Source organism: Hymenobacter aerophilus DSM 13606, assembly GCF_000382225.1.
GTDB classification, from domain to species: domain Bacteria; phylum Bacteroidota; class Bacteroidia; order Cytophagales; family Hymenobacteraceae; genus Hymenobacter; species Hymenobacter aerophilus.
The window spans coordinates 145,062-158,408 of sequence record NZ_KB907800.1 but is presented as its reverse complement, the minus strand read 5'-3'; the positions used below and the strand labels follow the sequence as shown (position 1 = coordinate 158,408).

Here is a 13,347-nt window from a genome sequence, read left to right as displayed (position 1 = left end):
AAATTGCTCATCGCTGCAAAGTGTAAAAGGTTAGAGATGAAACAATGTACGAATCTGCTCTACATAGTCAAGCTTCTCCCAGGTGAAGGTTTCGACGGTTTTGGTGCTGCCGTCGGGCATTTCTACCTGCTTGGTGCCAGCGTCGCGGCCCATGTGACCATAGGCGGCCGACTCGCCAAAAATGGGGTTCTGCAGGCCCAGGCGCTGCACGATGGCGTAGGGGCGCAGGTCGAAGAGGTGCTGCACCTTCTGGGCAATCTGGCCGTCGGTGAGCTTTTCGCCGCTGCCGTTGGTGGCCTGGGTGGTGCCGTAGGTGGTTACGAACACGCCTACCGGCTCGGCCACGCCAATAGCGTAGGCCACCTGCACCAGCACCTGGTCGGCCACGCCGGCCGCCACCAGGTTTTTGGCGATGTGGCGGGCCGCGTAAGCTGCCGAGCGGTCGACCTTGCTTGAATCCTTGCCCGAGAAGGCGCCGCCGCCGTGGGCGCCCTTGCCGCCGTAGGTATCCACAATAATTTTGCGACCCGTCAGGCCCGAGTCGCCGTGGGGGCCGCCGATGACGAACTTGCCCGTGGGGTTGATGTGGTGGATGATGCTGTCGGTAAACAGCGCCTGGGTGGCCGGGTCGAGCTGGGCCTTTACGCGCGGGATGAGGATGGTTTTGATATCCTCCTCGATGCGGCGCAGCATGGTCACCTCATCGGGCCCGAAATCGTCGTGCTGGGTGCTTACCACGATGGTTTCGATGGCCTCGGGCGTGTTGTCGTCGGCGTAGCGAATGGTTACCTGGCTTTTGGCGTCGGGGCGCAGGTAGGTCATCTGCTGGCCTTCCTTGCGGATGGCCGACAGCTCGCGCAGCAAACGGTGCGAAAGGTCGAGGGCCAGGGGCATGTAGTTGGCCGTTTCGTTGGTCGCGTAGCCGAACATCATGCCCTGGTCGCCGGCGCCCTGCTCTTCGGCCGTGGCGCGCTCCACGCCCTGGTTGATGTCGGGCGACTGCTCGTGCAGGCGGTTCATCACCTCGCAGGTGTCGGCATTGAACAGGTATTCGGGCCGGTTGTAGCCGATGCGACGGATTACCTCGCGGATAATGGGCTCGGCATCTACGTGGGCCGTCGACTTGATTTCGCCGGCCACGAGGGCGAAATCGGTGGTTACCAGTGTTTCGCAGGCCACTTTGGCGGCGGGGTCCTGGCGCAGGTACTCGTCGAGGATAGCGTCGGAAATCTGGTCGGCTACTTTATCCGGGTGGCCTTCCGAAACGGATTCGGAAGTGAACAGGTAGGGCATCAGCTAAGAAAGGTAGAAGTACGCGAGAGGCCGGTAGCCCCTGCCCCGCGGCGGCCAATGGCCGGGCAGGGCCGCAAAGCTACAAGATTTCCGGCGGTTGGCTTGGGCTGCGACTCGCCCAGGCTGCCCGCCCGAACCCCGACCTCAACCGTCGGGCGAGGTTTACGTTTACCGCTCTACATCTCCCTTACCCTCACTTTTGTTTACATGAAAAAACGTTTTACTCCCCTTTTGCTGCTGCCGCTGCTGCCCCTGGCCGACGTGCAGGCCCAGCGTGCGCCCTCGCCCTACCGCACCCGCTTTGCCGTCGATGCGCCCATTACGGCGGGCCTGGGCGCGCTCAGCGGCGTGGGCCTGCTGCTGATTGCCAAAAAGGACGGCCTCAACCAAACGCAGCTGGCCGCGCTCAATAAGCAGGACGTGCCAAAGTTCGACCGGTTCTCGGCGGGCAACTACAGCACCGGCGCCCAAACCGCCAGCGACCTGATTGTGTACCCCTCGCTGCTGCTGGCGCCGGGCCTGCTCGCCCTCGACAGCGACGTGCGCGCCCGCTACGGGCAGGTGCTGGGTTTGTATCTGCAGACGATGGCCGCCTCTAATGCCGCCTTCACGCTCACGGCCGGCAACGTGTACCGCTACCGGCCCTTTCTGTACGGCTCCGAAGGCGGCAGCAAGCGCACCAGCCACATTTCCACCAACTCGTTTTTTGCCGGCCACACGGCCAATACGGCCGCGGCCACGTTCTTCGCGGCCAAAGTCTACCACGATTTCCACCCCGGCTCGGCTTCCCGCACCTTTGTGTGGGGCGCGGCGGCGCTGGTGCCGGCCGCCACGGGCTACTTCCGCCTCAAGGCCGGTAAGCACTTCCTCTCCGACAACATTTTGGGCTATACGGTGGGCGCGGCAGTGGGCATATTAGTGCCGCAGCTGCATAAAACCACCAGCCGCACCGGCCTCTCGGTGTTTCCGGTGCAGGGCCTGAACGTGAACGGCTACGCCTACTCGGGGCTGGGCTTCACGAAGCAGTTGTAGGCCGTATGATTAATTACGAACTAAAGCAGGCCGCCATGCTGAGCATGACGGCCTGCTTTAGTTCGTAATCAACTTCCGCTATCTAAGCTTAGGAGTGCTCCTGATTTAACGCCTCTACGGCGCTGAAACGGGCATGTAGCTCCTGGAAAGTCTGGGGTGGCACGCGCAGGTACTCCAGCACATCGGCCGTCTTCTCCGACGACTTCCCGTCCTTATCCAGCTCAAAGCTCACGTTCTCAAGCGACAGGTAGCAGCAATCGGGGTCGGCGGGGGCTCGGTAGACGTTGAGGCGGCCGTGCGAAGTCGTATCCGATAGTTGGGCGGGGCGAAGTTGCAGGTGGTTCCAGTCGGCGGCTTCGAGGGCGGCGATGGTGGCGGCCGGGTCGTCGAAGTGGGCGGCGGGGTGGGGGAGTACCGTTTTTTCGGCCCATTGTTCAGCCACCTCCGAGTAAGGCTCTTTGGCTTTGCTCATCGGCAAAATCCAGCTGAAAACCAGAATAAGCGCCAGTTCCGCCAGCCATACCAGGTACAGCAAAACACCGCTCACATTCATCTTGAAAAGGCTCCACGTGCCGTTCTCCGCCAACTCGGGCAGGATACTCAACGTTTCGCCGGGGCTGAGCAGAAATCCCAGGAAGAAGTTGAAGTCGAAAGAGGTATGCGCCACCGAAAAGCGGCTGCCGAACTGTTCAACTTCGCCGGCACCCGCCAACAGCGTGATGTACACGCACCATTGCACGTACCAGCCCCATAGGCCCACTACCACGCCCAGCAGTCCGGCCAGGGTGGGGTTACGCAGGTGACCCGACTTCACCAGCTTCTGCAGCACCCAGCCGATTGCCCAGCCGAAAATCAGGGTGAAAAAGAAGTTGAGGTAGATAAAAGGGATGTACCACACCGCGTAGGTATAGGCGAAAGCCAGCGGCACGGCGGCCACTAAGCCGCCCAGCAGCAGTAGTACAATGCCGCCTACACTAAAGCGGCCGGAGGGTTGGTAGTAAAGTGGGTTCATATAGTAGGAAAGGGTGAAAGGATGCTCAAACCTACTGGTTTACCCGGACTTGACCGACTCGGGCTCCGGCCCGTTCCCCTTTCACCCGCACTCACTATTACGCCATTAAGAGAAGGTACCATAACTGACTGCCTGCCAGATGTGCCAGCCCAGCGCCGCGGCCAGTACCAGCACTGTGCCGCGGCGCCGGGTTGCCCTCCTGACCAGCGCCAGGCCTACCACAAGCAACAGCAGCGGCACCAACGTAAACGTGAGGCGCTCTTGGTAGTAGCCCAGCGCCGCCAGAAAGCCCGTCAGCAGTGCGACTAATCCCAAAAGCTCAGCCAGGCCTGCGGGCCAAGCAGCGCCAGTTCTGCGAATCCACCAAGCTGCTGCCAGCGCGGCGGCCAGGAACGGTGCAATGGCCGGTAGCGTGGCTCCGAAACGGGTGAGGTTGGACCCGACGAACGCCAGAAAGCCGGGTAGCGGCTGCTGCCACAGGCCCCGCAGCCACACGAGCTGCTGGTAGGCTTCAGTTTCGTGGTTGTAGTAGGCTACGCCGTGCAGTTTCAGCAGCCCCATCCAAAGCAGCGTAGGCAGCGCAAAAAGGCCAATAAGCCAGAGTGCCCGGGCGGCCAGACCAGCAAAACCCTGCCCGCGGCGGGCCAACCAGAGGCCATAGAGCAGCACCGGCAGCATTAGCACGAAACTGCCATAGGCCAGGGCCAACAAACCGCCCAGCAGCGCCAGGCCCGGCAATAGTGCCCGCCAGCGCGGCTGTTCGCGCAGCTGCAACACCAGCCAGAGCAGCAGCAGCGGCACCAGCAGCGTGAGCATCTGTTGATGTACCGTCCAGAAAAAGGCTTTAGTTACTTGGTTCGACACCAGAAACACCAGCAGGGCCGCCAGCACCAGCGGCGGGCCCTGCCCGGCTGTGAGGCGGTAGTACAGGTGCCGAAATAACAGCAGCGCCCTCAACAGCAGCCCAAAATTCAGCAACACGTAACCGATGTAAAAGCCGAGCAGCGGCTGGTACTTGGCCGGTAGCTTGGCCACAACGGCCGCCGGCAGCACCCCGCCGGCCCGCAGGCCTTGCACCGCCCCGCTAATCGGGTAGCCCACCGCCGTGCCCAACAGCACGTACAGCGGCCGCGACTGGCGCACCGTCCGCGGCTACAGCAGCCGGGCCGGGTAGCGGGCGCTTTCCATGTACTCGAACCCGTCGCAGTTGGCCGTGAAGCCGGCGAAGGAAGTCAGGTGCAGGTAGGTGCCGCAGTACTCGTCGTCGGTGAGCGGGGCGGGCGAAAACCAGAACGAGGCCGTGGCCGCCAGTATCAGCAGGGTGTAACGAATGAGGCGGCTGAGGGTGGGCGGCATACTTGGGAAAACTAATTGGAGGCAAAAGATAAAAACGGCGGCAGGCTCAGCCTGTCGCCGTTTTTTATTCTGAATGTGCTGTAGGCCGGGCCTTACTGCCCGCCGGCTCCGCTACCGGCGGCCGGGGCAGGCTTCAGGTTGGCCTCGAACAGCTTGAGGATGCGGCGGTACTCGTCGGTCCACGACGAGGGCTCCACGAAGCCGTGGTTCTCGACCGGGTACACGGCCAGTTCCCAGTTCTCCTTTTTCAGCTCGATGAGCCGCTGGGTCAGGCGCACGATGTCCTGGAAATGCACATTGGTATCGACCATGCCGTGGCACATAAGCAGGTGGCCCTTGAGGCCGGCGGCGAAGTTGATGGGCGACGAACGGGCGTAGGCAATCGAGTCGTTGTAGGGCTCGTTGAGGATGTTATCGGTGTAGCCGTGGTTGTAGTGGGCCCAGTCGGTAACCGAGCGCAGGGCGGCCCCGGCCTTGAACACGTCGGGCTGGGTGAACATGGCCATCAGCGTAATAAAGCCGCCGTAGGAGCCGCCGTAGATGCCGATGCGCTGGGGGCTGACGCCGTATTTATCGGCCAGCAACTTGGCGCCGTCTACCTGGTCGGTGAGGTCTTTGCCGCCCATGTAGCGGTAGATGCCGGTGCGCACGTCGCGGCCGTAGCCGGCCGAGCCCCGGTAGTCGATGTCGAGTACCGTGTAGCCTTTATCCACCAGCAAATTGTGGAACATGTACTCGCGCGAGTAGCTGCTCCACCACTTGTGGGCGTTCTGGAGGTAGCCGGCGCCGTGCACGAAAATCACGGCCGGACCCTGGGCCTGGGGGCTGGCCGGGCGGTAGAGGCGGGCGTACACGCCGGCTCCGTCGCGGGCCTTGTACTCGATTACCTCGGGCTGGCGCCAGGCGTAGCTCTCGAACTCGGGCGTGGTGGAGTGGGTGAGGGCCCGCATGCTGGCGCCCGGCTTGTTGGGCATCACGTACAGCTCCCAGGGCGTGTTGCTGGTGCTATAGCGCAGGGCCCAGGTTTTCTCGTCGGGCGAAAGCGTGGCCTCATCGTAGCCGCCGGGGCGGGTGGTGAGCTGCACGAGCGGGCCGCCACTTACCGGCATGCGGTAGAGGTGCTGCTCGCCGGGATGGGTTTTGTTGGCCAGCAGGTACCACGTTTTGCCGTCGCGGCTCAGCTGGGTTTTCTGAATCTCAAAGTTGCCGCTGGTCAGCGCCTTTTTCTGGCCACTTACGATGTCGTAGGTGTAGAGGTGCGAGTAGCCGGTAGCCTCGCTCTGGAACCACAACTGGCGCGAATCAGGCAGCCAGCCCACGTTGCCCTCGCCGTAGCCGATGCCGGGGCCGTTGATCCAGGCGTCGTCGTGCTGGCGGTCGAGCAGCTTTATTTTCTGGGTCGAAGGGTCAAGACCGACAATCCAACGGTCCTTGTTGTCGGCGCTGCGGATGACGAGGAAGGCGTGGCGGCCGTCGTCGGACCAGAACGGACCGTAGGGCACCACCCGCCGCAGCTCGGTGGCCGGTTTGGTGGTTTTGGCCGCCTGAGTTTTATTAGCGGCCTTGGCCGAATCGGCGGGGGCGGGCGCCTGGGCCTTCAGCCGGTACTCCTTGCGGTAGGCCGGCTGCTCGTCGAGGCCCTGCAGCTCGGTGTAGCCCAGCACGAAGGTCGTGTCGCGGCCCACATCGTAGAGGCCTAGCTGGGCAGCCGTCTGGGCGGCGCCCACTTTGGTGCGGGTGTTGATGTCCTCGGTAAAGCCCGAAGCCGTCACGAAATCGGGCACCAGGGCCACTTTGGCGGCCGTCGGCTCCTGCACCAGCGTGTAGGTTACGTAGCGGCCATCGGGCGAGAGGCGCAGGTTGCGCACGGTTTGGGTGCCGAGCCAGATGGCCTTGGGCCGCAGCTTGGCCAGGGCCTTCTGCTGGCGCTGCCGGGCCTTGGCATCCTGGTCTTTCTCGCGCAGCACGTCGAACAGCGCCAGCTGCTGGGCCTTCAGGTACTTTTCGCTCTTATCAGTAGGGCTGCCGCTGGCCGGGCGGTTGCCCTTGCGGAAATCGGTGCGCTGCACGGTTTCGCCGGTGGCCGGGTCCCAGGTGAACAGGTTGCCGCCGCGGGCGTAGCTGATGGCCTGGTCCTGGAGGGCGAAGTGCGGGTCGGTTTCCTGCTCGGCCGTGTTGGTTACGCGCCGGATGCGCTGGGTTTTCAGGTCGAGCAGGTAGATGTCGCCGCCCTTCTCGTAGAGCTTGCGGGTAAACTTTCGGTCGTACTCGCCCTCGGTGGCCGGCAGGCCCACCTGCTCGCGCAGGCTCACCTTGCGGGCCGTGCCACCGCCGGGCGCAATGCGGTAGAGCGAGTCGCGCCGGGCCTTTTCGGGGTTCCAGCTGAAGTAGATGGCCTTGCCATCGTCGGCCCAGGAAATGTTGCTGGGCGAAGTACCCAGCCATTGCGCCTGGTCGCGCATAATTTTTTCGACGGTGAGCGGGGCCAGTTGCTGGGCCCGGGCCGAACCGGCCAGCAGCAGCGCCGCCAGCGGCAGCAGGTAACGGTGGGTCATAGGAGAGGAATTGCGTTTCGGAAGATAAGGGACGCGGCCCGGTTTGTGGCGTTGCGCCGCATCACGGCCGTAGTGCGAAGCTTCCGCTTCGCGTACCATTGCTGACTGCCCAACGTCGTCGTTCAACGACGCGCGAAGCGGAAGCTTCGCGCTACAACTCCGCCAGTTCCGCTCGCAAATTGCGCCGGGCCGCCGCCTCGAACCGTGCCTGAAAATCGGTAGTGCGGTACAGCGCCGGTGCGGCGAGCAGCTGTTCGAGCACCTTGCGGCGGCCCCGGCGGTAGAGCAGGGCGGGCACCAGCCGGTATTCCTGCCGGATCTGGCGGGCGTACTCCGCATAAATTTCCGGTTCGGCGCCCAGCACACGCAGGTCGGCGTCGAGGAAGAAATCGAGGTCGGAGGCCGGGGCGTGGGCCGCGGTGTGGCGGGCAGTGCACTCAATCAGGTAAGCCACCCGCGCCTGCCGCTCGGCGCTGAGCGTAGAGTGCGCCAGAAACTGCCGGGCCAGCGCGGCGCTTCGGGCCTCGTTTTCGGAGGACAGGTAGTCGTACACCGCATCGTGAAACCACACGGCCAGTTCCACTACTTCCCGGTCCTGTATCAAATCGGCGTACTCCTCCACAGTGCCAAGCAGCGCCTGGATGTGGTCCAGGTTGTGGTAATGGCGAGCCGGGCCGCTGTAAGCGTCCAAGAGCTGCCGGTGCGTGGCGTCGCGGATGTCGGCATCAGCTACGAGTGCGACTGTTAAGGTGTTCCAGCGGGTTTGCATGAGAAGAACAGATACCGGAAGAAAAGGCTATTTCGTAATCGTCTTGTCCGCTGTGCGGATATTACTTATCCGTTCACGATTATGGTTGGCAACAGAAATGAACAAAGTAATTGTTGTGACGGCATAAACAATGCTTAGAAAAATATCCCGGTTATTGACTTTGTATATAGAGAAATCATCGAAAGATTCATGCCTGATAAATACATAATAATTCACAATGGCTACAATGCTCAATATTACTACCACAATAGCCTTACTGTTTATAAAATCAGGGATGACGTTCAATTGCATCAGTATTCCATAAAGTGAATACAAGTTTGTGTATATCAATAAACTACTTATAGCGGTTACATGCGCATAAGGAATTCGATTGTGTTTCGATGTGAAATAGTGCAGGCGCTGTAGCACATGAAGATGTTTGGAGTAAAAATTCATAAGGTGTAGATTCATTTTGCAATTAATATATTGATTTTTACATTGAAGAAAAAAAATTGAATAAAACACATTGCCTATCCTAAAAAACAAAACAACGCCCATTGGCGGGCGCCGTTTAGGTAGCCACTAATTACCTGTGGGCACCCCGTACGGGTTCTGCTTCTTGATTTCCAGAAACCGCTCGGGATTCGGTAAATCCTGGAAGCCGAAGCGGCGGTAGAGGCTGTGGGCGTCGAGGGTGGCGAGCATGAAGCGGCGTACGCCCTGCAGTTCGGGTTCGGCCATCACAGCCTCCACAAGCTGCTTGCCCAGGCCCCGGCCCTGATACTCGGGCAGCACGAACACGTCGCAGATCCAGGCAAAGGTGGCCCGGTCGGTAACCACCCGCGCGAAGGCCGCCTGCCGGCCATCGGGCCCGTAGAGGCCGAAGCAGAGCGAGTTGGCCAGCGCCCGCTCCAGCGTTTCCAGCGGCATGCCCAAGCCCCAGTACGACTGCCGGCTGAGGTATTCGTGAATCAGGGCCACGTCGAGGCGGGCAGTGTCGGTGCTAACGGTGAACATGAGTAGTAGCAGTTTATGCGGGAGCAAGAACGGCAGACAGCGGCAAAAGTGAAAGCAGGAGGCTGTAAGTCGTTCATTTTCTTTATCTTTTGAACCTGCTCCTGCTCACTAAAAGCCCTGAACGTGAACCGCCTTTACAACTGCCTGTCCGCTCTGCTACTCGTTGCCACGCCCCTGGCTGCCCAAACGCCGCTGCCAGCGCTTACTACTTTCCCGGTGGGCGCCACCACCGTCACCGTGTCGGCCCTAACCACCGGCCTGACGGTACCCTGGGAGCTGGTGTGGGGCCCCGATAATTTTATCTGGATGACTGAGCGCGGCGGCCGTATCAGCCGGGTAAACCCCGCCACGGGCGCCGTTACGCCGCTTATTACCCTGGCCGATGTGGCTACTTCCTCCGAAGGCGGGCTGCTGGGCATGGCATTGCACCCCGACTTCGCCACTTCACCCTACGTGTACGTGGTGTACAACTACACCGAAAACGGCATCTACCTCGAAAAGCTGGTGCGCCTGACTTACGCCAACGGCACGCTTGGGGCCCCGCTGGTGCTGCTGGGCAACATTCCGGCCACCAGCACCCACAGCGGCTCGCGCCTGCTCATCCTGCCCGACCGTACGCTGCTCATGAGCACCGGCGACGCCCAGCAGCAGCCCCAGGCCCAGAACCCGGCCTCGCTCAACGGTAAAATCCTGCGCCTCAACCTCGATGGCAGCGTGCCGGCCAACAATCCCACCGCCGGCAGCCCGGTGTACACGCTGGGCCACCGCAACCCCCAGGGCCTCGTGCGCAGCCCCAGCGGCCGCCTCTATAGCTCGGAGCACGGCCCCAACAACGACGACGAACTGAACCTCATCGAGCCCGGCCGCAACTACGGCTGGCCCACTGTCGAAGGCTTCTGCAACCAGCCCGCCGAGCAGACCTTCTGTACCCAGAACAACGTGCGCGAGCCCCTCACCACCTGGACGCCCACGTTGGGCGTGGCAGGCCTCACCTACTACAACTCGCCCGCCATTCCGGGCTGGCAGAACCACCTGCTGCTGGCGTCGCTGAAAGGCAGCCGCCTCACCGACCTGGCCCTCAACGCCGCCGGCGACGCCATTCCCACCCGCACCGATTACCTCACGGGCTTCGGCCGGCTGCGGGCTATCTGCGTCTCGCCCCAGGGCCGGGTGTATGTGGGCACCAGCAACCGCGACGGCCGCAACAGCCCCGCCCCAACCGACGACCGGATTCTGGTGCTCGAAAACCGCGCCTACGTAGCCACGGCTACCACCGCTCCGGCCGCGGCCCGGCTCCGCCTCTGGCCCAACCCCGCCCGTCGCAATATCACGCTGGAACGGCCTGCTTTAGCAGATGACGTCATTATCATCAGCGACGCGTTGGGCCGCCAGATGCAGACCGCCCGCTTTCCGGCGGGGCAGAAGCAGGTGATAGTGTCGGTTGAGCATTTGAAGCCGGGAGTGTACCTGGTGCAAAATGGCAGCCGGAACCAGCGGTTGGTGATTTGGTGATTCGACGCACCACCTGCTTAGGATGACCAGACGGTTTCACCAAATCACCGCCTCATTCACTCACCTCCAGCCGGTGCCGTTCGTTCTTCGCCACGTTGGCCAGCGTCCAGGGGATTTCCTGGGTGAAGGGGTGTTGGCGCACGGGGCAGTCGGCTACGCGGCAGTGCCAGCAGGCGGCAAAGGTGCAGGGGTCGGCGTGCACGAACATTTCTACGGGCACCTCGAACTCCTGAGCCACCAGCGCCTCGATGCCGTGCACCTGCTCGTGGGTTTGCTCCAGGCTCAGGTAGTAGGGCATGGTCACGTGGCAGTCGATGTGCAGGCTGGCCCCGTAGCGCTGCACCCGCAGGTTGTGCACGTCAATCCAGGCGGGCTCGCGGTGCTCCTGCAGTTCGGCTACCACCTGCTGCACGGTGGCCACGTCGGCCTCATCCATCAGCCCCGACACCGAGCGGCGCACCATCCGAAAGCCATTGAGCACGATGAACGCCCCCAGCCCCAGGGCCGCCAGCGCGTCGTAGAGCACGTTATCGGTGAGCATGACCAGGCCCAGCGCGGCGCACGAGACGAAGGTGCTCACGGCGTCGAGGTAGAGGTGCTGGCCGTCGCCGACCAGGGCCGGCGAGTGGTGCTGGCGGCCGGCACGCACCAGCAGCCAGCCGGTGCCCAGGTTGGCCAGGGCCGTGGCGGCCAGCAGCCCAATGCCCCAGTCGGGCCGGGCCACGCTGTGGGGCTCCCAGAGCGCCAGCAGCGCCGCATAGAAAATGTAGCCGCCCGCCATCAGAATCAGCCCGCCCTCGAAGCCCACCGACAGATACTCGATTTTGCCGTGGCCGTAGGGGTGGTTTTCGTCCTTGGGCAGCCCGGCCAGGTAGATGCTGTAGAGCGCAAAAGCGCTGGCCACAATGTTGATGATGGACTCCAGCGCGTCGGTAAGCACCACCTGCGAATCGGTGAGGGCCCAGGCGTAGAACTTCACGCCCACCAGCACCACGCTCACCACGAGCGAAAGCAAAGCATAGCGGGTTTTCAGGGGCAGCGACATGGCAGAAGGCAAGGAAAGGAGCGCGGAAGGGGCAAAGCTAACCATCCGTCCGGCCTTACCCGACGCCAGCCGGCCCGCGAAAATTCCGCCGTTCCGGAAAGCGCACAACTTTTCTGCCCGGAATGAGTAAGATAGATGCTTTAAAATTTAATTTTAGGCGAATCTAAATTAGGCAGCCCTTCGTACCTTTGCTACGAACCGGGCCCGCTCACGCCCTGGCCTCTATGTCTGAACCCGTACCCGTTTCTGCTTCTTCGCCCACCGCGCCGCCGCCCGAGGCCGGCTGGCGCTACGCCCGGCGCTCCAACTCGCTGTCGGAAGTATACGCCTCCATTACGGTGCCGCCCGAGGGGGCTTCGTTCTGGCGCAAGCTCTGGGCCTTCACCGGGCCGGGCCTGATGGTGGCCGTGGGCTACATGGACCCCGGCAACTGGGCCACCGACATCGAGGGCGGCGCCCGCTACGGCTACATGCTGCTGTCGGTGATTCTGATTTCCAACTTCTTCGCCATGCTGCTCCAGCACCTGGCCGTGAAGCTGGGCATCGTGACGGGCCGCGACCTGGCCCAGGCCTGCCGCGACCATTACTCCAAGCCCGTCTCGTTCGTGCTTTGGGTGCTGTGCGAAATTGCCATTGCCGCCTGCGACCTGGCCGAAGTCATCGGCTCGGCCATTGCCATCAACCTGCTCTTCGGCATTCCGCTCACCTGGGGCGTGGTGCTCACCATTCTCGATGTGCTGGTGGTGCTCTACTTCCAGAGCAAGGGCTTCCGCATCATCGAAAGCATCGTGGCCGGCCTGATTTTCGTGATTTTCGGCTGCTTCCTTTATGAAATCGTGGCCTCCAACCCGGACTATTTCGCCCTGGCTGAAGGCCTGATTCCGAAGCCCGAAATTGTAACCGACCCGCACGCGCTATACCTGGCCATTGGTATTCTGGGCGCCACCGTAATGCCGCACAACCTGTACCTGCACTCCAGCATCGTGCAAACCCGCGCCATTGCGCCCACCGAGCCGGCCAAGCGCTCGGCCATCAAGTTTGCCACTATTGATAGCACGGTGGCCCTGTTTCTGGCCTTCTTCGTGAACGGGGCCATCCTGGTCGTGTCGGCCGCCACCTTCCACAGCAACAACCTGCGCGACGTGGCCGACATCTACGACGCCCACAAGCTACTTACGCCGGTGCTGGGCGCGGGCGCGGCCTCGGCCGTGTTTGCCATTGCCCTGCTGGCCTCGGGCCAGAACTCGACGCTCACCGGTACGCTGGCCGGGCAAATCGTGATGGAAGGCTTCCTCGATATCAAGCTCAAGCCCTGGGTGCGCCGGCTCATCACCCGCGCCATTGCCGTGGTGCCGGCCCTCATCGTTACCATTTTGTACGGCGAGAAGGGCACGAGCGAGCTGCTGGTGCTGAGCCAGGTGGTGCTGTCGTTGCAGCTGAGCTTTGCCGTAGTGCCGCTGGTGCTCTTCACGGGCAGCAAGCTCAAGATGGGCGTGTTCGTGAACAAGCCCTGGCTACAGGCCGTGTGCTGGACCGTATCGGCCATCATTCTGAGCCTGAACGGCTACCTGCTCTACCAATTCTTCACCGGCGCCTAGCACCTGGTTCCCAGGGCTGAAGCCCTGGGCTAGTCAGCGGTTCGGGTTTTCGGCTGGAACCGCTCTGTAGCCCAGGGCTTCAGCCCTGGGGCCACAGACGGAAGAGCCACATAGATAAGTGGCTTTTCTTTTTGGCTATGAATTTAGATAAATCTAAAAAATAAGTTAATACTCCTTAA

11 protein-coding genes are annotated in these 13,347 nt (G+C 62.1%); 3 read left to right on the top strand and 8 right to left on the bottom strand.

All coding sequences use genetic code 11. The features are described from left to right. Positions 1 to 30: 30 nt before the first annotated feature. Positions 31 to 1,293 carry a methionine adenosyltransferase gene (gene metK, locus H145_RS0100800; RefSeq protein ID WP_019946228.1) on the bottom strand — a complete coding sequence of 421 codons (1,263 nt, stop codon included), beginning with the start codon at positions 1,291 to 1,293 and terminating at the stop codon, positions 31 to 33. A 207-nt stretch (positions 1,294 to 1,500) separates the two neighbouring features. Here metK and H145_RS0100795 point away from each other — a divergent pair, with 207 nt between their 5' ends. Further along, the gene (locus H145_RS0100795) at positions 1,501 to 2,325 is read left to right on the top strand and encodes a phosphatase PAP2 family protein (protein ID WP_026351167.1); all 825 of its coding nucleotides are present in this window, start codon (positions 1,501 to 1,503) and stop codon (positions 2,323 to 2,325) included. Between the two features lie 88 nt (positions 2,326 to 2,413). Here the strand turns inward: H145_RS0100795 and H145_RS22320 are convergent, their stop codons facing one another. The 6 genes from H145_RS22320 to H145_RS19340 form a co-directional block, all read right to left on the bottom strand. Then, positions 2,414 to 3,337 (bottom strand): hypothetical protein, encoded by a 924-nt coding sequence (locus tag H145_RS22320; protein WP_019946226.1) that lies wholly within the window; start codon positions 3,335 to 3,337, stop codon positions 2,414 to 2,416. A gap of 105 nt (positions 3,338 to 3,442) precedes the next feature. Then, positions 3,443 to 4,480, bottom strand: a complete 1,038-nt coding sequence (locus H145_RS0100785) for a hypothetical protein (RefSeq protein ID WP_019946225.1) — start codon at positions 4,478 to 4,480, stop codon at positions 3,443 to 3,445. A gap of 9 nt (positions 4,481 to 4,489) precedes the next feature. Next, positions 4,490 to 4,693, bottom strand: coding sequence for a hypothetical protein (locus H145_RS0100780; protein ID WP_019946224.1), 204 nt, complete (start codon positions 4,691 to 4,693; stop codon positions 4,490 to 4,492). Between the two features lie 92 nt (positions 4,694 to 4,785). Then, the gene (locus tag H145_RS0100775) at positions 4,786 to 7,248 is read right to left on the bottom strand and encodes a S9 family peptidase (protein ID WP_019946223.1); all 2,463 of its coding nucleotides are present in this window, start codon (positions 7,246 to 7,248) and stop codon (positions 4,786 to 4,788) included. Positions 7,249 to 7,399: 151 nt separating this feature from the next. Continuing rightward, positions 7,400 to 8,017, bottom strand: a complete 618-nt coding sequence (locus H145_RS0100770) for an HD domain-containing protein (protein WP_019946222.1) — start codon at positions 8,015 to 8,017, stop codon at positions 7,400 to 7,402. A 561-nt stretch (positions 8,018 to 8,578) separates the two neighbouring features. Continuing rightward, a complete protein-coding gene (locus H145_RS19340; RefSeq protein ID WP_019946220.1) occupies positions 8,579 to 9,013 on the bottom strand; it encodes a GNAT family N-acetyltransferase in 435 nt (144 codons plus the stop codon). Between the two features lie 123 nt (positions 9,014 to 9,136). On the opposite strand from H145_RS19340, the gene H145_RS19335 reads away from it, so the two are divergent. Beyond that, positions 9,137 to 10,525, top strand: coding sequence for a PQQ-dependent sugar dehydrogenase (locus tag H145_RS19335; RefSeq protein WP_019946219.1), 1,389 nt, complete (start codon positions 9,137 to 9,139; stop codon positions 10,523 to 10,525). A gap of 52 nt (positions 10,526 to 10,577) precedes the next feature. On the opposite strand, the gene H145_RS0100750 is transcribed toward H145_RS19335, so the two are convergent. After that, on the bottom strand, positions 10,578 to 11,570 hold the full coding sequence (locus tag H145_RS0100750; RefSeq protein WP_019946218.1) for a cation diffusion facilitator family transporter: 993 nt from the start codon (positions 11,568 to 11,570) through the stop codon (positions 10,578 to 10,580). A 224-nt stretch (positions 11,571 to 11,794) separates the two neighbouring features. Between H145_RS0100750 and H145_RS0100745 the strand changes: the two genes are divergently transcribed. Next, a complete protein-coding gene (locus tag H145_RS0100745; RefSeq protein WP_019946217.1) occupies positions 11,795 to 13,168 on the top strand; it encodes an Nramp family divalent metal transporter in 1,374 nt (457 codons plus the stop codon). Positions 13,169 to 13,347 lie beyond the last annotated feature (179 nt).

Bases quoted from the DNA above. Each gene is read 5' to 3' on its own strand.
- metK (WP_019946228.1), bottom strand. From the start codon at position 1,293: ATGCCCTACCTGTTCACTTCCGAATCCGTTTCGGAAGGCCACCCGGAT.
- H145_RS0100795 (WP_026351167.1), top strand. From the start codon at position 1,501: ATGAAAAAACGTTTTACTCCCCTTTTGCTGCTGCCGCTGCTGCCCCTG.
- H145_RS22320 (WP_019946226.1), bottom strand. From the start codon at position 3,337: ATGAACCCACTTTACTACCAACCCTCCGGCCGCTTTAGTGTAGGCGGC.
- H145_RS0100780 (WP_019946224.1), bottom strand. From the start codon at position 4,693: ATGCCGCCCACCCTCAGCCGCCTCATTCGTTACACCCTGCTGATACTG.
- H145_RS0100775 (WP_019946223.1), bottom strand. From the start codon at position 7,248: ATGACCCACCGTTACCTGCTGCCGCTGGCGGCGCTGCTGCTGGCCGGT.
- H145_RS0100770 (WP_019946222.1), bottom strand. From the start codon at position 8,017: ATGCAAACCCGCTGGAACACCTTAACAGTCGCACTCGTAGCTGATGCC.
- H145_RS19340 (WP_019946220.1), bottom strand. From the start codon at position 9,013: ATGTTCACCGTTAGCACCGACACTGCCCGCCTCGACGTGGCCCTGATT.
- H145_RS0100750 (WP_019946218.1), bottom strand. From the start codon at position 11,570: ATGTCGCTGCCCCTGAAAACCCGCTATGCTTTGCTTTCGCTCGTGGTG.
- H145_RS0100745 (WP_019946217.1), top strand. From the start codon at position 11,795: ATGTCTGAACCCGTACCCGTTTCTGCTTCTTCGCCCACCGCGCCGCCG.